Consider the following 20,354-nt stretch of genomic DNA (forward strand, 5'->3'; position numbering starts at 1 on the left):
GGGCTGTCAAAAAGCCGCGATGACGCAAAAATGCTGCCAGATACGCTTTTATGTTTTATATGTGGAACATCGAACAACATAAGAAACGTTGAGCAAAATATAGCTGCGAGTTTCCAAAAGCTGTGAGGAGGGTTATCCCTAGTGCGGCAGGGCGGCGACACGCCGGACAGCCGCCGGCTGCACCTGAGCAGGGCCCGCCGTGCGCGCGGGGCGGTGCATTGGCGCAGCGCGGCGCGCGGCATTGGCGGCCCATCCGCCGATGCGCCTTGCCGCACCGGCAAAGGCGCTGCGCCCGATGCCATCGGCGAAGGCCGGCCACGCCGTGCAAACGGGTGCGTGCACCAGCCCGGCGCGTGGACGTCTTCGTGTCGGACAGGCCTATCGTTAACCCTGATCCCGCTTCCCGATGCGCACGCCTATGCTTCAAAAGTTTTATTCGCAAACCTAAGTTTTATATATGAAACAAAATCAGCCCCCCATTTTTCCGCAGCCGGACCGGCAGCTTCTGGAGGCCCTGAGCAGCGGGTTTGCGGAACGCCAGGTAACGGTAGACGGCGGCGCGCAGGTGGCTTACCGCAGCGGCGGCACCAGCGGGCCCGCCATCGTGCTGCTGCATGGCATCAGCTCCGGCGCGGCCTCATGGCTGCCTTGCGCGAGCCTGCTGGCCGCGCAGGCGCGGGTGATCGCCTGGGATGCGCCGGGCTACGGCAACTCGACACCGCTGGCGCAGCAGCGCCCGCTGGCGTCCGACTACGCGCAACGGCTGGACGGCATGCTGCAGGCGCTGGCAGTACAGCCTGCCCTGATCGTCGGCCATTCCCTTGGCGCACTGATGGCAGCAGCCTATGTCGCCAACGCGCGCAACCTGCCCGCGCGGCTGCTGTTGCTGAGCGTGGCCCAGGGCTACGGCGCGGCGGGCAAGGAGGCGCAGGCGCAGCAGGTGGCACAGCAGCGGCTGGCGGCGCTGGACACGCTCGGCGTGCAAGGGCTGGCGCAACGCGGACCGGCGCGGCTGCTGAGCGAGCTGGCCGATGCCGGCGCGCAGTCGTGGGTGCGCTGGAACATGCAGCGGCTCAACCCGGACGGCTATCGCCAGGCCGTGGCGATGCTGTGCGGCGACGATATCGACCGTTACCTGTCGCGCCGTCCGCCGTCACTGCCCACGCGCATCGCCTGCGGCAGCCACGACGTGGTGACCACGCCGCTGGCCTGCGGCACGCTGGCCGAACGCTTCGACCTGCCGCTGGCGCTGATCCCCGACGCCGGCCATGCCTGCTACATCGAGCAGGCCGCCGCCACCGCGCGGCTGATCCGCTCGGCGCTGCCCGAGACCGCTGCCTGATACCCGAACGGCGCCGCCATGGTGCGGTGCCGTCTCACTGGCGCGCAGTTTGCGCCGCCTGACCCGGCTTCGCGGGTTTACCCCAGTCAATTTTTGTCATCGCGTTGTCTATAGTCGTACCTGTGTTCAATATCTAAACCAGTGTTTCATTAGTAAAACACGACGGACGCAGAAGCAGGGCGCATCCGGACGGCGTTGGAACACGGTCCCCCAAGCTGCAAGACATGGAGCAAAGCGCAATGGAAAGCCTCTCGTACAACCCGAACCTGGTGCCCTGGGAGCGTCCGGCGCCGAACAACGTCGCAGGCAAGGGCCATATCGAGCAACCCGGCAAGGTCGCCAACATCGTCTGGCAGACCCGCGCCAGCGCACCGAGCGCCTACGAGAACGCGCTGGGCGATGCCATCGAAGCCGCGTTCGAGGGCGGCGCGCAGAACCCGCAGGACATCGTGCGCGCGTTCAACGCCGCCGGTTTCCTGGGCGTCGACGGCCAGCCCTGGACCGAAGAGCGCTTCCTCTCCGAAATGCGCCGGCTGGGCGCCTGAGCCCGCCCCACGAACCGCGTCGACAGCGAGAACAACATGGAATCGAACAAGCAAGCCCGCGCCGAAGCCCGCCTGAACACCGGCCTGCGCAACTACTGGTACCCCGTCGCCGCCTCGTGGGCGGTGTCCCACGCCCCGATCGGCATCACTCGCCTGAGCCAGAACATCGTGCTGTGGCGCGACGGCGCCGGCCAGGTCCACGCACTGGAAGACCGCTGCCCGCATCGCGGCGCGCGGCTGTCGATGGGCTGGAACCTGGGCGACCGCGTCGCCTGCTGGTACCACGGCGTGGAAGTCGGCGGCGACGGCCAGGTCAAGAGCGTGCCGGCAGTGGAAAGCTGCCCGCTGGAAGGCCGCACCTGCGTGCGCAGCTACCCGGTGCAGGAGCAGGCCGGCGCGATCTTCCTGTGGTTCGGCGACCAGGCCCCGCAAGGCGCGGGCAGCCCCGACGAACTGCGCCTGCCGGAAGAACTGGTCAGCGAAGAGCACAGCCACTTCCTGTGCGTGGCGCACTGGGACTGCAACTACCGCTACGCCATCGACAACGTGATGGACCCGATGCACGGCGCCTACCTGCACGCGGTGTCGCACTCGATGGCCTGCGGCGAGAAGTCCGCCGTGATGCAGATCCGCGAAACCGAGCACGGCCTGGTGTTCGAGAAGACCGGCCAGCGCGGCGTCAACTTCGACTGGGTGGAATTCGGCGAGACCGGCACGCTGTGGCTGCGCCTGGCGATCCCGTACCGCGCCAGCGTCGGCCCCGGCGGTCCGTTCGGCATCGTCGGCATGGCCACGCCGGTGGATGAGGACCACTGCATGGTGTTCTTCTGGCGCACCCGCCACGTACAGGGCTGGGAGCGCGACGTGTGGCGCTTCCTGTATCGCAACCGCCTGGAGCAGTTGCACTGGGACGTGCTGGAGCAGGACCGCGTGGTGCTGGAAATGATGGCCCCCAACGCCCGCGACCACGAGATGCTGTACCAGCACGATGCCGGCATCACGCGCGTGCGCCGTCTGCTGAAGCGCCGCGCCGACCAGGAGATCGCCGACGAGCCGGTGGCGATGCTCAAGCCCACGCAAGCCGCCGGAGCCGCCAGCCATGCCTGAGGCCATCAAGAACAACACGCTGCTGGCCGGCCGCAAGGTGCTGGTCACCGGCGCCGCGCGCGGCCTGGGCCTGGCCTTCGTCAAGGCGCTGGCCGAAGCCGGCGCCAGCGTGGCGATGGCCGACATCCTGGCCGAGCGCCTGCAGCAGGAAGCCGAGGCGCTGCGCGCCCGCGGCCTGAAGGTGGTGCCGGTGACGCTGGACCTGTCCGACCCCGCCTCGGTGCAGGCCTGCGCCGACGCCGCGGTCAAGGCGCTGGGCGGTCTCGACGGCCTGGTCAACAACGCCGCCGTGACCGACTCGGGCGGGCGCGACGCCGGCGCCATCGACGTCGCCACCTGGGACCGCGTGATGAACGTCAACGTGCGCGGCACCTGGCTGATGACCGCCGCCTGCCTGCCGGCGCTGCGTGCCAGCGGCCGCGGCGCGGTGGTCAACCTGGCCTCGGACACGCCGCTGTGGGGCGCGCCCAACCTGCTGGCCTATGTGGCCAGCAAGAGCGCCATCATCGGCATGACCCGCTCGCTGGCGCGCGAACTGGGCCGCGACCAGATCACCGTCAACGCGGTGGCGCCGGGCCTGACGCTGGTGGAAGCCACCGAATACGTGCCGCAGCATCGCCACGACCTGTACCGCGAGCAGCGCGCGATCTCGCGCGAGCAGCTGCCCGAAGACGTCTGCGGCGCGGTGCTGTTCGCGCTGTCCGACCTTGCCCGTTTCGTGACCGGCCAGACGCTGGCGGTCAACGGCGGCTTTGTCATGCATTGATCCACCGATCCACTGAAAGCAGAAGGAATCCAAATGAGCGATCTTTCCCAACAACAAAACATCAAGCGTTCCTGGGACCAACCGGAGGACGCCTCGTTCGACCAGTGGATGGAAAGCCGCGTGGCGCGCTTCTCCACGCGCAAGTACGACTGGAACGCGCTGAAGTTCCAGGCCGACTACGACCCCAAGTACCGCCGCGCGCAGATGCGCTACCTGGGTACCGGCGGCACCGGCGTGGCCGCGGACACCAACACCGTGCCGTCGGAGCACTTCACCTTTTCGACGATGATCATCCCGGCCGGCCATGAGGGCCCGTCGCATATCCACACCGACGTGGAAGAGGTGTTCTTCATCCTGCGCGGCAAGGTCAAGCTGATCCTGGAGAAGGACGGCGAGCGCTTCGAAACCATCCTGACCGACCGCGACCTGGTCTCGGTGCCGCCGGGCGTGTATCGCGAGGAAATCAACATCGGCGAGGAAGACGCGCTGATGTGCGTGATGCTGGGCGCCCAGAAGCCGATCACGCCGACGTACCCGCCCGAGCACCCGCTGTCGAAGATCAAGCGCTGATGCCGGCCTCCGCCCGTCCGCAAGCACAGACCATGAGCACCAGCGCCATCCCGGCCACGACGCCAGCCGCCAACGAGACCCCGGACAAGTACATTGTCCCGGGCCTGGAGCGCGGCCTGCGCCTGCTCGGCGAGTTCAGCAGCAAGGACCGCACCATGTCGGCCGCCGAGCTGGCGCGCCGGCTCAAGGTGCCGCGCTCGACCGTGTTCCGGCTGCTGGCCACGCTGGAGATGCTGGGCTTTGTCGAGCGTGCCGATGGCGGCCGCGATTTCCGGCTGGGCATGGCGGTGCTGCGGCTCGGGTTCGAGTACCTGGCGTCGCTGGAGCTGACCGAGCTGGGCCGCCCGCTGCTGGAGCGGCTGCGCGACGAGATCGGCTACCCGACCAACCTGGTGGTGCGCGACGGGCGCTCGATCGTGTATGTGGCCAAAGCGGTGTCGCCGCGGCCCTTCGCCAGCTCGGTCAACGTCGGCACGCGGCTGCCCGCGCATGCCACGGTGCTGGGGCGCGTGCTGCTGGAAGACCTGCCGCTGGCGGAACTGCGCGCGCTGTATCCGGAGGCGCAGCTGGAAGTGTTCTCCGACAGCACGCCGCGCACGGCCGATGCGCTCTTTGCCATCGTCCAGCGCGACCGCGAGCGTGGCTACGTGCTGCAGGAAGGTTTTTTCGAATCGAGCATCTCGACCATCGCCGCGCCGGTGCGCGACCGCACCGGCAAGGTGGTGGCGGCGCTGGGCGCCACCATTCCCGCCGCGCATATCGATCCGGCGCATTTCGATCCGGACCAGCTGGACGCGATGGTGGAGAAAGTGCGGAACACTGCAGGCGAGCTGTCGCGCCTGCTCGACTACCGGCCGTCGCTGCACAGCGCCGGCAAGGTCGTGAATCTGTATCGGGAGTGAGGACAATGTCCATGATTGAACTCGGCGGCAAGGTTGCCGTCGTTACCGGCGGGTCCTCCGGCATCGGGCTGGCGACCGTCGAACTGCTGCTCGAAGCGGGTGCCGCCGTCGCCCTGTGCGGCCGCGACGAGGCCCGCCTGCACAGCGCCGAAGCACAGCTGCGCGAGAAATTCCCCGGGTGCAGCCTTCATGCCGCCACCTGCGACGTGCTCAAGCCGGAACAGGTCGCCGCCTTCGCGGCCGACGTGCAGCAGAAGCTCGGCAACGTCGACATGCTGGTCAACAACGCCGGCCAGGGCCGCGTGTCCACCTTCGCCAATACCGAAGACGCGGCCTGGATGGACGAACTGCAGCTCAAGTTCTTCTCGGTGATCCACCCGACGCGCGCCTTCCTGCCGCAGCTGGAAAAGTCCGGACAGGGCGCGATCGTCTGCGTCAACTCGCTGCTGGCGCAGCAGCCGGAGCCGCACATGGTGGCGACCTCCGCCGCGCGTGCCGGCGTGCTCAACCTGGTGCGCTCGATGGCCACCGAGTTCGCGCCGAAGGGCGTGCGCGTCAACGGCATCCTGATCGGGCTGGTCGAGTCGGGCCAGTGGCGCCGCCGCTTCGAGGCGCGTCCCGAAGAGGACCGCCACCTGGACTGGGCCGCGTGGACCGCGCGCCTGGCCCAGCAGAAACATATTCCCCTTGGCCGCCTGGGCCTGCCCGTCGAGACAGCCCGCGCCATCCTGTTCCTTGCCTCGCCGTTGTCTTCGTACACCACGGGCAGCCATATCGATATCTCCGGAGGACACTCCCGTCATGCCTAATCAACACCAGTACGAACAACAGCAGGTCACCGTTGGCTGCGCCATCACGGCGTTCCTTGAGCAGTGCGGGGTCAAGGCCGCGTTCGGCGTGATCTCGATCCACAACATGCCGATCCTCGACGCCATGGGCGAGCGCGGCAAGATCCGCTTCGTGCCGGCGCGCGGCGAAGCGGGCGGCACCAACATGGCCGACGCCTACGCCCGCACCACCGGCGGCCTGGGCGTGTGCCTGACCAGCACCGGCACCGCCGCGGGCAATGCCGCCGGCGCGATGGTTGAAGCGCTGACCGCCGGCACGCCGATGCTGCATATCACCGGCCAGATCGAGACCCCGTACCTGGACCAGAGCCTGGCCTACATCCACGAAGCGCCGGACCAACTCACCATGCTGAAGGCCGTGTCCAAGGCCGCCTTCCGCATCCGCAGCGCCGACACCGCCCTCAGCACCATCAAGCTGGCCGTGCAGACCGCGCTGACCGCGCCGACCGGCCCGGTCAGCGTGGAGATCCCCATCGACATCCAGGCCGCGCTGATCGACCTGCCGGCCGACCTGCAGCCGCTGCCGGTGCCGAGGCACGTGCCGTCGACGCACGCGCTGGACGCCCTGGCCGAACGCCTGGTCAACGCCAAACGTCCGCTGCTGTGGCTGGGCGGCGGCGCGCGCCACGCCAGCAAGCAGGTGCAGCGCCTGCTGGACCTGGGCTTCGGCGTGGTCACCAGCACGCAGGGCCGTGGCATCGTGGCGGAAGACGATCCCCGAACGCTCGGCGCCTTCAACCTGCACAAGCCGGTCGAGCATTTCTACCAGACCTGCGACGCGATGCTGGTGGTGGGCTCGCGCCTGCGCGGCAATGAAACGCTGAAGTACGAACTGAAGCTGCCGCGCCCGCTGCTGCGCATCGACGCCGACCCGGCCGCCGAGGGCCGCTGCTACCAGAGCGACTACTTTGTCAGCGGCGATGCCGCGCTGGCGCTGGACGCGCTGGCGGACCGCCTGGAAGGCCGCATGAAGGTCGATCCGGCTTTCGCCGCCGACCTGCGCCGCGCGCACGACGTTGCCGTCAGCAGCCTGGTCGACGGCCTCGGCCCGTACTCGGCACTGGTGCAGGCACTGCAGGGGGCCGTGGGCCGCAACTTCAACTGGGTGCGCGACGTGACCGTGTCGAACAGCACCTGGGGCAACCGCCAGCTGCGCATCTTCGACTCGCGTGCCGGCGTGCATGCGCTGGGCGGCGGCATCGGCCAGGGCCTGGCGATGGGCATCGGCGCCGCGATCGGCGCGGCGGCCACCGCGTCGGGCAAAAAGACCTTCACGCTGGCCGGCGACGGCGGCTTCATCCTGAACCTGGGTGAGCTGGCCACCGCGGTGCAGGAACGCGCCGACATGGTCATCGTGCTGATGAACGACAAGGGCTACGGCGTGATCAAGAACATCCAGGACGCGCAGTACGGCGGCCGCCGCCACTACGTGGACCTGCATACGCCCGACTACGCCGCGCTGGCCAGGTCGCTGTCGCTGCGCCATGCCCGCGTCAGCAGCCTGGCGGAAGTCGGCGCGGCACTGGAGCAGGCCACGGTCGAGCCCGGCCCGTTCCTGCTGGAAATCGACATGCTGTCGATCGGCAGCTTCAAGACCGTGTTTGCCGGCCCGCCGGTGAACAAGGAAACCCCGGCTTCGGAACAGGCCACCATCAGCGCCTGAGGAGAGCAGAAACATGCTGCATGTGTCCATGATTGGGTGCGGGGCGATTGGCCGGGGCGTGCTTGAGCTGCTCAAGAGCGATCCCGACGTCGCCTTCGACGTGGTGATCGTGCCCGAGAACGCGATGGACGAGGCCCGCGGTGCGCTGTCGGCGCTGGCGCCCGGTGCCCGCGTGGCCACGCACCTGGACGACCAGCGCCCCGACCTGCTGGTCGAGTGCGCCGGCCACCATGCGCTGGAAGAGCACATCGTGCCGGCGCTGGAGCGCGGCATCCCGTGCATGGTGGTGTCGGTGGGCGCGCTGTCCGAGCCCGGCATGGCCGAGCGGCTGGAAGCGGCGGCGCGCCGCGGCGGCACGCAGGTGCAGCTGCTGTCCGGCGCGATCGGCGCGATCGACGCACTGGCCGCGGCCCGCGTCGGCGGGCTGGATGAAGTGATCTACACCGGCCGCAAGCCGGCGCGCGCCTGGGCTGGCACGCCGGCCGAAAAGCTGTTCGACCTGGATGCGCTGACCGAGGCGACGGTGATCTTCGAAGGGACGGCACGCGACGCCGCGCGCCTGTATCCGAAGAACGCCAACGTGGCGGCCACGGTGTCGCTGGCCGGGCTTGGGCTGGACCGCACGTCGGTGAGGCTGCTGGCCGATCCGCATGCGGTGGAGAACGTGCATCACGTGGAAGCGCGTGGGGCGTTTGGCGGGTTCGAGCTGACGATGCGGGGCAAGCCGCTGGCGGCGAATCCGAAGACTTCGGCGCTGACGGTGTTCAGTGTGGTGCGGGCCTTGGGCAACCGGGCGCACGCGGTATCGATTTAAACGACCGACGGTTTGCTCCCCTCTCCCGCATGCGGGAGAGGGGAGTTCCGCAGCAGCATTTGATGGTGCCGTCGCAACAAGACACCGCACATAGACAGACATAGCAGGCAACGACATGAACCCACAAGAAGTCCTCCCCATCTGCATCGCCGGCGAATGGCGCCCCGGCACCGGCGATCGCTACGGCACGCGCTACCCGGCCACCGGCGAAGTCGTCGCCGAACTGAACGCCGCCAGCCTGGCCGATGTGGAAGAGGCAGTGCAGGGCGCTCACCACGCCTTCCTCACCAGCGGCTGGGCTCAGCGCAAGCCGCACGAGCGCGCCGCCGTGCTGTACCGCGTGGCCGAACTGATCCGCGCACAGGCCGAGCCGCTGGCCCAGCGCCAGCGCCTGGACAACGGCAAGCCGATCAGCGAGACGCGCGCCCTGGTCGCCAGCGCCGCCGGCACCTTCCAGTTCTTTGCCGCTGCCTGCGAAACGCTGGAAGAAACCATCACGCCGCAGCGCGGCGATTGCCTGACCATGAGCGTCTACGAGCCGATGGGCGTGGTCGCGGCGATCACGCCGTGGAACTCGCCGATCGCCAGCGAGGCGCAGAAGATGGCCCCTGCGCTCGCCGCCGGCAACGCCGTGGTGGTCAAGCCCGCCGAAGTCACGCCGCTGATGGCGCTGGAACTGGCGCGCATCTGCGAAGAAGCCGGCGTGCCAAAGGGCCTCGTCAGCGTGCTGCCGGGCAAGGGCTCGGTGATCGGTGACGCCATCACCAAGCATCCGCTGGTGCGCCGCGTGTCGTTCACCGGCGGCACCACCACCGGCAAACACATCGCCCATATCGCCGCCGACAAGATGATGCCGGTGTCGCTGGAGCTGGGCGGCAAGTCGCCGACCATGGTGTTCGACGACGCCGACCTCGACCACGCGGTCAACGGCGTGCTGTACGGCATCTTCAGCTCGTCGGGCGAGTCGTGCATCGCCGGCTCGCGCCTGTTCGTGGCGCGTTCGCAGTACGAGGCCTTCATGGATCGCCTGGCGCACGGCGCCGCGCAGTTGCGCGTGGGTGATCCCGCCGACGAACGCACCCAGATGGGGCCGCTGATCACCGACCGCCACCGCGACAGCATCGAATCGTACGTCGCGACCGGCGTGCACGAAGGCGGGCAGCTGCGCACCGGCGGCGTGCGTCCCGAGGTGGCCGGCCTGCCCAACGGCTATTTCTACACGCCGACCATCATCGAAGGCCTGGATAACAACGCCCGTATCTGCCAGGAAGAAATCTTCGGCCCGGTGCTGGTGGCGATCCCGTTCGACGACGAGGACGACCTGATCGAACAGGCCAACGACAGTGTCTACGCGCTGGCCGCCGGCATCTGGACGCGCGACTACAAGCGCGCGTGGCGCGTGGCACGTGCGGTGCAGGCGGGCAATGTGTGGATCAACACCTACAAGCAGTTCTCGATCGCGACGCCGTTCGGCGGCTGGCGCGACAGCGGCCTGGGCCGCGAGAAGGGACGGCTGGGCATCCTGCAGTACATGGAGCAGAAAAGCGTGTACTGGGGCCTGAACGAACAACCGCTGCCGTGGGCCAACCACTGAACCCGGCAGGCTGGAGAGAAGCAATGATCAAGGTATTGGGAATCGACGAGATCGTCTACGGCGCGGATGACTTTGACGCCTGCCGTGGCTTTTTCTCGGACTGGGGCCTGGCCATCAAGCGCGACGACGCGCAGGGCCTGGACTTCGAAACGCTGAACGGCTGCCGCGTGCTGGTGCGCCGCATCGACGATGCTTCGCTGCCGCCCGCGATCGAGGCCGGCCCGACGCTGCGCGAAGTGGTGTGGGGCGTCGAGTCGCAGGCATCGCTCGATCATCTGGCTGATGCGATCGCCGATGCGCCTGGCTTTGTGAAGCAAGGCGAAGGGGCCACGCTGCGCATCGGCTGCACCGATCCGAACGGCCTGGCGGTGCGCTTCCAGGTCACGCGCAAGCATGACGTGCAGGTCGAATGCGCGCTGATGAACACGTGGAACGACAAGCCGCGCATGAACCAGCGCAGCCCGATCTACGACCACGCCACACCGATCGAAGTCGGCCACGTGGTGTTCTTCGTGAAGGACGTCAAGGCCACCGAGCAGTTCTATGTCGAGAAGTTCGGCTTCGTGCCGTCCGACCGCTACCCGGACCGCGGCGCGTTCCTGCGCTGCACAGCCGACGGCGGCCACCACGACCTGTTCCTGCTGCAGCTGCCGGAACCCAAGAGCGGCCTGAACCACGTCGCCTTCACCGTGCGCGACATCCATGAAGTCTTCGGCGGCGGCATGCACGTCTCGCGCAAGGGCTGGGATACGCAGCTCGGCCCGGGCCGGCACCCGATCTCTTCGGCCTACTTCTGGTACTTCAAGAACCCGGCCGGCGGCCTGATCGAGTACTACGCCGATGAAGACCAGCTCGACGAACACTGGGAGCCGCGCGCCTTCGAGCCGGGCCCGACCATGTTCGCCGAGTGGGCGATCGAGGGCGGCATCGACGGCAACACCCGCCGCCAGAAGAACGCGGGCGGCCCGGCAGGCAAGTTCCTGACCGAGAAGCGCTGAGCATAACCACCGTCGCTCCCGCGAAGGCGGGAGCCCAGCGTCGTTGAAGCGCTGGCAAAAGGCAAAGTCACTGGGTTCCCGCCTGCGCGGGAACGACGAAAGAAGGAAGCAGCAAATGAGTGCCCACCAGTCCCTGACCCTGCGCGTCCAGGCCATGCGTTATGAAGCGCGCGGCGTGGTCAGCATCGAACTGCAAGATCCCGAAGGCAAGGCCCTGCCCGAGTACAGCCCGGGCGCCCATATCGACCTGCACCTGGGCAACGGCCTGGTGCGCAGCTACTCGCTGTGCGGCGCGCCGGAAGCGCGCAACCGCTACACCGTGGGCGTGCTGCTGGACCGCGGCAGCCGCGGCGGCTCGCGCTACGTGCACGAGCAGCTGCGCGTGGGCGCCACGCTGACCGTGGGTGCGCCGCGCAACAACTTCGAGCTGGACGAGAGCGCCGCGCACACCGTGCTGGTCGCCGGCGGCATCGGCGTCACGCCGATCGTCTGCATGGCGCGCCGGCTGGCGGAGCTGGGCAAGTCGTTCACGCTGATCTACTGCGCGCGTTCGCGTGCCGAGGCGGCATTCGCCGAACCGCTGTCGGCCTACGGCGACGCGGTGCGCTTCCACTTCGACGACGAAGCGGGCGCGCCGCCGGACCTGAAGGCAATGCTGGGCGGACAGGACGCGCAGACGCACTTCTATTGCTGCGGCCCCGGCCCGATGCTGAATGCGTTCGAGGCCGCGTGCGAGGCGCACGCCTACCCCAACGTCCATATCGAGCGCTTTGCCGCAGACCCGTCGACCGAGGCGGTGCAGGAAGGCGAATACGTGGTGCAGCTGTCGCGCACCGGCTCGCTGGTCAAGGTGCCGTCGGGCAAGTCGCTGCTCGATGCGCTGCTCGACTCCGGTGTGGAGGTCGAGTACAGCTGCCGCGAAGGCGTGTGCGGCTCGTGCGAGACCGCCGTGCTGGAAGGCTGCCCGGACCACCGCGACAGCGTGCTGAGCAACAGCGAGCGCGCCAGCAACAAGACCATGATGGTATGCGTGTCGGGGTGCAAGGGCAGCAAGCTGGTGCTGGACTTGTAAGCCCGCATAACAGCGCCAGAACACCGACGGTGTTCCCCTCTCCCCTCACGGGGAGAGGGTAGGGTGAGGGGTGGTTTAGCAAGGCACCACGCCGCTAGAGCCGCCGCCCCTCACCCCCGGCCCCTCTCCCGCAAGCGGGAGAGGGGAGCAAACCTCCCGCATGCCGGGCAGTTCCCAGAATTCAACCGAGAAGTCTCCCCCGTGCTGACCCAAAGACAAGACGCAGCGTCCCCCGGCGCACCGGTGGCCGCCACCGCAGGTATCGTGACGACGGCCGACAGCGCCGGCCAGAGCGCCGCCACCACGCGCAGCGGCCCCGTCACGCGCGGCAATATCGTCGCCCGCATCGAACGCATGCCGGGCAACGCCATGCATATCCGCGCCCGGCTGCTGATCGGCCTGGCCACCTTCTTCGATGGCTTCGACGTCATCGCCATTGCCGCCACGCTGCCGCTGCTGATCGCGCAGTGGTCGCTGACGCCGGTGCAGATCGGTGTCCTGATCGCGGCGCCGTCGGTCGGCCAGCTGGTCGGGGCGCTGCTGTTCCCGGGGCTGGCCGAGCGCTTCGGCCGGCTGCGCTCGATCGGCTGGAGCGCGGGCATCATCGGCCTGATGAGCATTGCCTGCGGCCTGGCGCCGTCGTTCGAGATCTTCCTGCTGCTGCGCATCGTGCAGGGCCTGGGCCTCGGCGGCGAGTTGCCGGTCGCCGCCACCTATATCAACGAAGTCACGCGCGCGCACGGCCGCGGGCGCTTCGTGCTGCTGTACGAGGTGGTGTTCCCGATCGGCCTGATGGTGTCCAACGGCGTCGGTGCCTGGCTGGTGCCGCACTACGGCTGGGAGGTGATGTACTTCATCGGCGGCGTGCCGCTGGTGCTGTTCTTCATCCTGAAGCGCGTGATCCCCGAATCGCCGCGCTGGCTGGCCGAGAAGGGCCGCCTGGAAGAGGCCGACGCCGCGCTGCGTGCGTTCGAGGCGTGCGCGAAGGGCCCGCTGCCGCCGCCGCAGAATGCCGGCGCCTACGAACGCATGACCCAGCACCCGCGCCGGCGCGTGCGCGACCTGGTCGGCAAGGCCTACCTCGGCCGCACGATGGCGGTGTGGATGCTGTGGGCCACCTGCGGCTTTATCCAGTACGGGCTGTCGACCTGGCTGCCGACGGTCTACAAGACCGTCTACGATGCGCCGCTGCAGCTGGCGCTGAATCTTGCTGCCGGCGCGTCAGTGCTTGGCGTGATCGGCTCGCTGGTATGCGCGATGATCGTCGACAAGGTCGGGCGCAAGCCGGTGATCAATGTGTCGTTCCTCCTGTGCGCGCTGTCGCTGGTGCTGGCCGGCGTGTTCCACGCTTCGTCGGTCTATGTGGTGGCGACGTTCTGCGCGCTGGCAATGGGGTTCCTGGCCAGCGGCTTCATCACCGCCTATGTCTACACGCCGGAGCTGTACCCGACCAGCGTGCGGGCGATGGGCTGCGGGCTGGGCGGCGCCTGGCTGAAGCTGGCCGCGATCTTCGCGCCGGCGCTGATCGCCAGCACCATCGGCGGGGGCAACCTCAACGTGGCTTTCTTTGCGCTGGCCGTGGTGCCGGCGCTGGCGGCCATCACCGTGCACTTCCTTGGCATTGAAACCAAGGGACAGGTGCTGGAGGAACTGGAGGTCTGAACGGGCGCGTGCTCGTCCCGTTCATCTTTGCAGGCCGCGCCGGGATCCGGGGCGGCCTTTTTCTATTGCTGTGCGAGCTGGCGCTGCACTATCCCTGCGCCCGCAGCAGCTTGCGCAGCCCCAGGTAGACCGCCTCCCTTTCCTGCGGCGACAGCATCCGGATCACTTCCGCCTGCCCCTTGCGTGCCAGCGGCATCACCTGGTCGTGCAGCGTCGACCCGGCTTCGGTGATGGCGCAGATCAGCTTCTTGCGCGGGGTGTTGCCGGCCGAGGTCAGCCGTACCAGCCCGCGGTCTTCCAGCAGCCGCAGCGTGCGGCTGACCAGCGCCTTGTCCGAGGTCGATTGCGTGACCAGCTCGGAGAAGGGCAGTTCTTTCGCATGCGCCAGCAGCGCCAGGATGCGCCACTCCGGCACGGTCAGGCCGAACTGCTCGGCGTAGGGCTTGGTGACCGTGCTGCGCAGCGCGGTCACCAGCTGGCTCAGCATGGTGGTCAGGAAGTTATCGACGGTCAGGCCATTGCCGGCCTCGTCGAGGTCGGTCCAGGGGCTGGCGGTCAGGTCTGGCGCGGGCTGGCCCTGGGCGGGCGCGGCGTCACGGGGCATGCGGTCCTCTTGTCTGGTGTCTGCCGGCCAGGTTTGTCCGGGCCGGTGGGCGGGCCAGATTGTCTCACAGGCGGCGGCGAGTCCGCCGCAAATGTCTCGACATTACCACTGTAAAAACAAAATAGGCATACGTTGAAAGTCAATTGGTGATTTCAGTAAGTTGAGTTATCAATATTGGCGACCTACAGTGAATGTGTTCCTGATGTGAACCTATGTTTTACTAATAAAACAACCGCAGTGTTGTTACCCGAGCCAACCCTGTTTTCGCGGTGCGCACAACAGCCCACTCCAACGCCGCGAATGCGCCCCCACAGGAGCTGTTGATGAGACATGATCGCCCCCGCCGCCTTTTCCTTGCCGCCACTGCCATGGCCGCGCTCGCGCTTGCCGCGGGCAGCGCGGTGGCCGCGGCTTATCCGGCAAAGACCGTGACCATGGTCGTGGCCTATCCGCCCGGCGGCGATACCGACGCCATGGCGCGGCTGTATGCCGACAAGCTGTCCGCGCGCCTGAAGCAGCCGGTGATTGTCGAGAACCGTCCCGGCGCCGGCGGCGTGGTCGGCGCCAGCTTTGTCAGCCGCGCGCCCGCCGATGGCTACACGCTGCTCTACACGCCGAACCCGTTCACGCTCGCGCCGATGGTGCTCAAGCTCGCCCCGGCCGCCAGCTACGACCCGCTGCACGGCTTCACGCCAGTGATCCAGACCGCCGTGCAGGCGGTGCTGCTGGTGGCCAACCCGGCCGCGGGCGTCAAGACCGTGCCGGAGATGATCGCGGCGGCGAGGGCGGGCAAGACCTTTACCTACGGCAGCCCGGGTGCCGGGTCGCCGATGCACGTCGCCGGCGAGATGCTGAACCGCGCCGCCGGCGTGAAGATCCAGCACGTGCCGTACAAGGGCGTGGCGCCGGCGGTCAACGACGTGGTGGCGGGGCATGTGAGCTTCGCCTACGTCACGCTGGGTCCGGTGGCCCAGTACATCAACACCGGCCGGCTGATCCCGCTGGCGATCACGGACGCGAAGCGCTCGCCGCTGCTGCCCAACGTCCCCACGCTGGCCGAGCTCGGCTACAAGGACGTGGTGGTCGGTGCCTGGCATGGCGTGATGGCGCCCAGGGGCACGCCGCCGGAAGTGGTCAAGGTGCTGAACCAGCAGCTCAACGAAGTCATCCGCCTGCCCGACGTGGCCGAGAAGATGGCCACCTTCGGCGCCATCCCGGTGGGCGGCGCGCCGGCCGCGCTCGACAAGGTCAACGCGGGCGACTACGAGCGCCTGGGCAAGGTGATCCGGGATCTCGGCATCACCGCGGAGTGAGGGCAGCCAGCGCATCGCATTCATGCAACACGTTATTTGCAACACGACACGCAGGAGGCCGGCATGAGCAAGGCCATCGTGGGAACGTCCACGCCGCAGGTGACCGCGCGGGAAAAGGTCATGGGGCGCGCGCAGTATGCCGGCGACATCAAGCTGCCCGGCATGCTGCACGCCAAGGTGCTGCGCAGCCCGCACCCGCATGCGCGCATCGTCGGCATCGACACGTCGGCGGCGCGCGCATTGCCCGGCGTGAAGCTGGTGGTGACCGGGCACGACGTGCCCGCCCGCAACTGGGGTCCGCACCGCAAGGAGCAGCGCATCCTGGCCTGCGGCGTGGTGCGCCACGTGGGCGAGGAAGTGGCGGCCGTGGTGGCCGTCAGCGACGAGGTGGCGCGCGATGCGCTGGACCTGATCCGCGTCGAGTATGAACCGCTGCCGGCATTGCTGACGCCGGCGGCGGCGCTGGCCGAGGGCGCACCGGAGCTGCACGCCGGTACGCGCAATATCGGCCACGAGATGCGGATCGAGCGTGGCGACGTGGAAGCGGGCTTCGCCGGGGCCGCCGCTGTGTATGAAGCCACCTACGACATGCACTCGCAGTACCCGGGCTACCTTGAGCCGATGGCCTCGGTCGCGGCGCAGGACGGCAACGGCCGCCTGACACTGTGGGCCTCGACCCAGTCGGTGTTCCTGGCGCGCATGCGGTTGGCCGAGGCGCTGGACCGGCCGGTGTCGACCATCCGCGTGGTGCAGGCCACCACCGGCGGCGGCTTCGGCGCCAAGATCGTCGAGGAGAACAACAGCCTGATCTGTGCGTTCCTGGCCAGCAGGCTGGACCGTCCGGTGCGCCTCGTCAACAACCGGCTGGAAGACTTCCAGGGCGCGCGCGCCAGCGTGCCGATGACGGTGTGGTTGCGCATGGGCCTGTCCGCGGACGGCATGATCGTCGCCAAGGATGTGCGCATCACGGCCGAGTGCGGCGCATATTCCGGCTTGGCCGGCGACGTGATGCACGTCACCGCCATGCGCAGCGACAACATGCATTGCCTGCAGAACGTGCGCTCGCACGCAGTGCTGGCCTATACCAACAACCCGCCGCGCGGCGCCTTCCGCGGCTTTGGCGGGCAGCAGATGCTGTTCCCGCTGAACTGCCACCTGACGGTGCTGGCCGGCATGCTCGGCATCGACCCGATAGAAGTCCACAAGCGCAACGCGATTCCCGCCGGCGCCACCAGTGTGCACGGCTGGAAGATCAGCAGCACCGGCATGGTCGAGTGCCTGGAGATGACGCGCAAGGCGATCGGCTGGGACCAGAAGCGCGCCGCCTCGAATTCCGCTGCGCGCGGCACCGTCACGCGCCGGCGCGGCGTTGGCATCGCGGCGGCGATGCATGTCAGCGGCAACCGCACGCTGGGCAACTGGGACGGCTCGACCATCCTGCTCAAGCTCAACGAAGACGGCCGCGTGATGCTGCAGACCAGCGAATGCGACATGGGGCAGGGCGCCAACACCATGCTCAGCCAGATCTGCGCGCAGGAGCTGGGCATCCCGCTGTCGCACGTGACCGTGATGGTGCCCGACACCGACACCGCGCCGTTCTGCCTGGGCTCGCTGGCGTCGCGCGTGACCATCATCGCCGGCAATGCGGCGTTGCGCGCCGCGCGCGAGGCGCGGCAGAAACTGCTGGCGCTGGCGGCGGAGAAGCTCGGCGCCGATCCTGAACAGCTTGTGATCGCCGATGGCCGCATCAGTGTGCCGGGACAGCCGGACAAATCCGCCACGCTGGCCGAGATCGCGCGGCTGCATATCTTCCGCCACGGCGGCGAAGGCATCCATGTGCGCGCCACCTACGACGCGCCCACCGTGATGCACGACGACAACTACTACGGCAACGTCGCGCCGTCGCACTCGTTCGCGGCGCAGGCGGTCGAGGTGGAAGTCGACACCTGCACCGGCCAGGTCACCGTGATCGACAGCTTTGTCGCCGACGACTGCGGCAAGGCCATCAACCCGCTCGCGGTGCACGGCCAGACCCACGGCGCCACGGTGCAGGCGATCGGCTGGACGCTGTACGAGAACCTGCACTACGAGGAAGGCCGCCTGATGAACGGCAACTTTGCCGACTACACCATGCCTACCGCCGACGCGGTGCCGATGCTGCGCACCGACGTGGTCGAGTCGAACGATCCCAACGGGCCCTACGGTGCCAAGGGGGCGAGCGAGACCGCGATCCTGCCGGGCGCGGCGGCGATCGCCAATGCCGTGTTCGATGCCGTGGGGGTGCGCATCCAGTCGCTGCCGATCACGCCCGAAAAGGTGCTGGCCGGCCTGCGTGCGCTGCAGCAAGAGGAGGCGGACCATGCGTGATTTCGAATTCCTGGAACCGGCCACGGTGGCCGAGGCCAGCCGCATGCTGGCCGACCTGGGCGACAGCTGCCGCGTCTTTGCCGGCGGCACCGCGCTGATGCTCGGCATGCGCCAGCGCATGCTGACGCCGGGCCACCTGGTCTCGCTGGGGCGGCTGGATCCGCTGCGCGGCATCACGTTCGATGCGCGCGAGGGCCTGCGCATCGGCGCGCTGACGCGGCATGCCGAGGTGGCCCGTTCGCCGCTGGTGCAGGCGCACTACCCGATGCTGGCCAGCATGGCCGCGCGCGTGGCCAACCCGCAGGTGCGCAACCAGGGCACCCTCGGCGGCAACCTCTGCTACGCCGATCCGGCCACCGATCCGCCCGGCTGCCTGATGGCGCTGCAGGCGCAGGTCGTGGTCAGCGGCCGCGGCGGCGAGCGCGTGATCCCCATTGAAGATTTCCTGGTCGATTACTACGTGACCGCACTGGCGCCCGACGAGGTGCTCACGCAGATCCGCGTGCCCGCGCCGGGCGCGGGCGCCGACGGCCGCTACGCGCGCTTCCTGCGCACCGCCGCCGAGCACCGGCCGCTGGCCAGCGTGGCGCTGGCGGTGCGCCGCGAAGGCGCGTTCTGCGTGGAGGCCCGGCTGGCAGTGGGCGCATCGACGCCGATCCCGGCGCGCCTGCGCCGCGCCGAAGCGCTGCTCGCGGGCAAGACCGTGACGGCTGAACTGGCCGCCGAGGCGGCCGCCATCGTCGCCACGGATATCAACGCGGTCTCGGACATGCGCGGCTCGGGCACGTACCGCCGCGAGATGGTGCGCGTGGTCGCGCGCCGCACCATAGCCGAGCTGTTCGGCGTGGCTTCGGAGTAAGGAATCGCCATGAACAAAGTCAGCATCGAACTCACCGTCAACGGTGAAGAACACCAGGTGGAAGTGCCGGCCCGGCGCCTGCTCTCCGACCTGCTGCGCGACGACCTCAACCTGACCGGCACCAAGCGCGGCTGCGAGACCGGCATCTGCGGCGCCTGCTCCGTGCTGGTTGACGGCGAGGTGATCAAGTCCTGCCTGATGCTTGCCGTGCAGGCGCGCGGGCGCCATGTGATGACGGTCGAAGGGCTGGCCGCCGATGGCCAGCTGCATCCGCTGCAGCAGTGCTTCATGGACAACGGCGGGCTGCAGTGCGGCTATTGCACGCCCGGCTTCCTGATGGCGTCGTGCGCGCTGCTTGCCAACCATCCCAACCCGACGGAAGACGAGGTCCGCCACGGCCTGAACGGCAACCTGTGCCGCTGCACCGGCTATGTGGGCATCGTCGAATCCGTGCTGTCCGCCGCGGAGAAAATGCGTGGAAATTGAAAAGACCCTTGTCACCGCGGCGCCGCCGGCGCGCGTGTGGGAACTGCTGCTCGACCCCAACGTGATGGGCGCCTGCGTGCCCGGCATGGAATCGATCGAAGTGCTGAGCGATGTCGAGTACATCGCGCACATGGCGGTGAAGATCGCCTTCATCAACGCGCGCTTCCGGCTGCATACGAAGATCGTCGAGACCCGTGCGCCGCATTACCTGCGCACCGAGGGCACCGGCGAGGACGCGTCGGTGGCGAGTTCGCTGCGCCAGTCGAGCGAGATCTTCCTGACCGAAGGGGACGATGGCTCGACACAGCTGCGTATCAGGGTGCAGGTGGATGTGCTGGGACGGCTCGGCACCTTCGGGCTGAGCGTGATGAAGACCAAGGCGGACCGGATGTGGGATGAGTTCGGCGCCAACCTGCTGGCGCGGCTGTCGCCGCAGGGGCAAGCGCAATCACTACCGCAAGCACAACTGCAAGCGGTAGCCAAGCCGCAGCCATCCGCGCCCGTGCGCATGCAACCCGCCGCCGCGCCTGCCGCCAACGGCCACGCGGTGCTGCCGCCGCCGGCTCCGCCGGGCCTGTTCGCGCGGCTGCTCGGGCGTGGCGATGCCGCGCGCGGACCGCTGAGCGACATCTGCGTCGAATTGCGCCGGCGCGACGAGACCATCGTGGTGCGCTGGCCGGCGGCGCAGGGGGAGCAGTGTGCGGCTTGGTTGCGGGGGTATTTGGGGTGATGGTTTTTGGGGGCTTGCTGGGGGCGCTGCGCGCAATCCTTTCTATCCCGCTTGTTTGCTCCCCTCTCCCGCTTGCGGGAGAGGGGCCGGGGGAGAGGGCCGGAGCATCAAC

At 68.4% G+C, this 20,354-nt stretch carries 19 protein-coding genes; 18 read left to right on the plus strand and 1 reads right to left on the minus strand.

What is annotated here, in order from left to right; genetic code table 11:
• Positions 1-457 precede the first annotated feature (457 nt).
• The 13 genes from JTE92_RS02830 (at position 458) to JTE92_RS02890 (ending at position 13,883) form a co-directional block, all read left to right on the plus strand.
• On the plus strand, positions 458-1,342 hold the full coding sequence (locus JTE92_RS02830) for an alpha/beta fold hydrolase (protein WP_063241964.1): 885 nt from the start codon (positions 458-460) through the stop codon (positions 1,340-1,342).
• A 239-nt stretch (positions 1,343-1,581) separates the two neighbouring features.
• Positions 1,582-1,887: a recombinase-like helix-turn-helix domain-containing protein gene (locus JTE92_RS02835; protein ID WP_371136896.1), complete on the plus strand. Its 306-nt coding sequence runs from the start codon at positions 1,582-1,584 to the stop codon at positions 1,885-1,887.
• 36 nt (positions 1,888-1,923) lie between these two features.
• A complete protein-coding gene (locus tag JTE92_RS02840) occupies positions 1,924-2,994 on the plus strand; it encodes an aromatic ring-hydroxylating dioxygenase subunit alpha (RefSeq protein ID WP_063241962.1) in 1,071 nt (356 codons plus the stop codon).
• The gene (locus JTE92_RS02845) at positions 2,987-3,760 is read left to right on the plus strand and encodes an SDR family oxidoreductase (RefSeq protein WP_063241961.1); all 774 of its coding nucleotides are present in this window, start codon (positions 2,987-2,989) and stop codon (positions 3,758-3,760) included. Before JTE92_RS02840 ends, JTE92_RS02845 begins: the two co-directional genes overlap by 8 nt.
• A 33-nt stretch (positions 3,761-3,793) precedes the next feature.
• Positions 3,794-4,330: a cupin domain-containing protein gene (locus tag JTE92_RS02850; RefSeq protein ID WP_063241960.1), complete on the plus strand. Its 537-nt coding sequence runs from the start codon at positions 3,794-3,796 to the stop codon at positions 4,328-4,330.
• 32 nt (positions 4,331-4,362) lie between these two features.
• A complete protein-coding gene (locus tag JTE92_RS02855) occupies positions 4,363-5,232 on the plus strand; it encodes an IclR family transcriptional regulator (protein WP_063241959.1) in 870 nt (289 codons plus the stop codon).
• 5 nt (positions 5,233-5,237) lie between these two features.
• The gene (locus JTE92_RS02860) at positions 5,238-6,041 is read left to right on the plus strand and encodes an SDR family oxidoreductase (protein ID WP_063241958.1); all 804 of its coding nucleotides are present in this window, start codon (positions 5,238-5,240) and stop codon (positions 6,039-6,041) included.
• A complete protein-coding gene (locus tag JTE92_RS02865) occupies positions 6,034-7,743 on the plus strand; it encodes a thiamine pyrophosphate-binding protein (protein WP_063241957.1) in 1,710 nt (569 codons plus the stop codon). The genes JTE92_RS02860 and JTE92_RS02865 overlap by 8 nt, the downstream gene beginning before the upstream one ends.
• Positions 7,744-7,756: 13 nt before the next feature.
• Positions 7,757-8,557 (plus strand): aspartate dehydrogenase, encoded by an 801-nt coding sequence (locus JTE92_RS02870; protein WP_063241956.1) that lies wholly within the window; start codon positions 7,757-7,759, stop codon positions 8,555-8,557.
• 115 nt (positions 8,558-8,672) lie between these two features.
• Entirely contained in the window at positions 8,673-10,151 is a 1,479-nt protein-coding gene (locus tag JTE92_RS02875; protein WP_063241955.1) for an aldehyde dehydrogenase, read from the plus strand.
• A gap of 23 nt (positions 10,152-10,174) precedes the next feature.
• Complete coding sequence (locus tag JTE92_RS02880; protein WP_063241954.1) at positions 10,175-11,149, plus strand: VOC family protein; 975 nt, start codon at positions 10,175-10,177, stop codon at positions 11,147-11,149.
• A 115-nt stretch (positions 11,150-11,264) separates the two neighbouring features.
• Positions 11,265-12,221 carry a PDR/VanB family oxidoreductase gene (locus JTE92_RS02885; protein WP_063241953.1) on the plus strand — a complete coding sequence of 319 codons (957 nt, stop codon included), beginning with the start codon at positions 11,265-11,267 and terminating at the stop codon, positions 12,219-12,221.
• Positions 12,222-12,464: 243 nt separating this feature from the next.
• Positions 12,465-13,883, plus strand: a complete 1,419-nt coding sequence (locus JTE92_RS02890; protein WP_063241952.1) for an MFS transporter — start codon at positions 12,465-12,467, stop codon at positions 13,881-13,883.
• 88 nt (positions 13,884-13,971) lie between these two features.
• On the opposite strand, the gene JTE92_RS02895 is transcribed toward JTE92_RS02890, so the two are convergent.
• Positions 13,972-14,487 (minus strand): MarR family winged helix-turn-helix transcriptional regulator, encoded by a 516-nt coding sequence (locus JTE92_RS02895; RefSeq protein WP_063241951.1) that lies wholly within the window; start codon positions 14,485-14,487, stop codon positions 13,972-13,974.
• Between the two features lie 368 nt (positions 14,488-14,855).
• Between JTE92_RS02895 and JTE92_RS02900 the strand changes: the two genes are divergently transcribed.
• The 5 genes from JTE92_RS02900 (at position 14,856) to JTE92_RS02920 (ending at position 20,242) form a co-directional block, all read left to right on the plus strand.
• Positions 14,856-15,800, plus strand: coding sequence for a Bug family tripartite tricarboxylate transporter substrate binding protein (locus JTE92_RS02900; RefSeq protein WP_116386954.1), 945 nt, complete (start codon positions 14,856-14,858; stop codon positions 15,798-15,800).
• A 63-nt stretch (positions 15,801-15,863) separates the two neighbouring features.
• The gene (locus tag JTE92_RS02905) at positions 15,864-18,167 is read left to right on the plus strand and encodes a xanthine dehydrogenase family protein molybdopterin-binding subunit (RefSeq protein WP_063241949.1); all 2,304 of its coding nucleotides are present in this window, start codon (positions 15,864-15,866) and stop codon (positions 18,165-18,167) included.
• Complete coding sequence (locus tag JTE92_RS02910; RefSeq protein ID WP_063241948.1) at positions 18,160-19,026, plus strand: FAD binding domain-containing protein; 867 nt, start codon at positions 18,160-18,162, stop codon at positions 19,024-19,026. Before JTE92_RS02905 ends, JTE92_RS02910 begins: the two co-directional genes overlap by 8 nt.
• 9 nt (positions 19,027-19,035) lie before the next feature.
• Positions 19,036-19,512, plus strand: coding sequence for a (2Fe-2S)-binding protein (locus tag JTE92_RS02915; protein ID WP_063241947.1), 477 nt, complete (start codon positions 19,036-19,038; stop codon positions 19,510-19,512).
• Positions 19,502-20,242 (plus strand): SRPBCC family protein, encoded by a 741-nt coding sequence (locus JTE92_RS02920; protein ID WP_063241946.1) that lies wholly within the window; start codon positions 19,502-19,504, stop codon positions 20,240-20,242. The genes JTE92_RS02915 and JTE92_RS02920 overlap by 11 nt, the downstream gene beginning before the upstream one ends.
• Positions 20,243-20,354 lie beyond the last annotated feature (112 nt).

The organism is Cupriavidus oxalaticus (genome assembly GCF_016894385.1).
Classification (GTDB): Bacteria; Pseudomonadota; Gammaproteobacteria; order Burkholderiales; family Burkholderiaceae; genus Cupriavidus; species Cupriavidus oxalaticus.

Coding starts and splice junctions, on each gene's coding strand:
- JTE92_RS02830 (WP_063241964.1), top strand. CDS start 458: ATGAAACAAAATCAGCCCCCCATTTTTCCGCAGCCGGACCGGCAGCTT.
- JTE92_RS02870 (WP_063241956.1), top strand. CDS start 7,757: ATGCTGCATGTGTCCATGATTGGGTGCGGGGCGATTGGCCGGGGCGTG.
- JTE92_RS02855 (WP_063241959.1), top strand. CDS start 4,363: ATGAGCACCAGCGCCATCCCGGCCACGACGCCAGCCGCCAACGAGACC.
- JTE92_RS02875 (WP_063241955.1), top strand. CDS start 8,673: ATGAACCCACAAGAAGTCCTCCCCATCTGCATCGCCGGCGAATGGCGC.
- JTE92_RS02880 (WP_063241954.1), top strand. CDS start 10,175: ATGATCAAGGTATTGGGAATCGACGAGATCGTCTACGGCGCGGATGAC.
- JTE92_RS02910 (WP_063241948.1), top strand. CDS start 18,160: ATGCGTGATTTCGAATTCCTGGAACCGGCCACGGTGGCCGAGGCCAGC.
- JTE92_RS02850 (WP_063241960.1), top strand. CDS start 3,794: ATGAGCGATCTTTCCCAACAACAAAACATCAAGCGTTCCTGGGACCAA.
- JTE92_RS02845 (WP_063241961.1), top strand. CDS start 2,987: ATGCCTGAGGCCATCAAGAACAACACGCTGCTGGCCGGCCGCAAGGTG.
- JTE92_RS02900 (WP_116386954.1), top strand. CDS start 14,856: ATGGCCGCGCTCGCGCTTGCCGCGGGCAGCGCGGTGGCCGCGGCTTAT.
- JTE92_RS02905 (WP_063241949.1), top strand. CDS start 15,864: ATGAGCAAGGCCATCGTGGGAACGTCCACGCCGCAGGTGACCGCGCGG.
- JTE92_RS02840 (WP_063241962.1), top strand. CDS start 1,924: ATGGAATCGAACAAGCAAGCCCGCGCCGAAGCCCGCCTGAACACCGGC.
- JTE92_RS02895 (WP_063241951.1), bottom strand. CDS start 14,487: ATGCCCCGTGACGCCGCGCCCGCCCAGGGCCAGCCCGCGCCAGACCTG.
- JTE92_RS02865 (WP_063241957.1), top strand. CDS start 6,034: ATGCCTAATCAACACCAGTACGAACAACAGCAGGTCACCGTTGGCTGC.
- JTE92_RS02835 (WP_371136896.1), top strand. CDS start 1,582: ATGGAAAGCCTCTCGTACAACCCGAACCTGGTGCCCTGGGAGCGTCCG.
- JTE92_RS02915 (WP_063241947.1), top strand. CDS start 19,036: ATGAACAAAGTCAGCATCGAACTCACCGTCAACGGTGAAGAACACCAG.
- JTE92_RS02885 (WP_063241953.1), top strand. CDS start 11,265: ATGAGTGCCCACCAGTCCCTGACCCTGCGCGTCCAGGCCATGCGTTAT.
- JTE92_RS02860 (WP_063241958.1), top strand. CDS start 5,238: ATGTCCATGATTGAACTCGGCGGCAAGGTTGCCGTCGTTACCGGCGGG.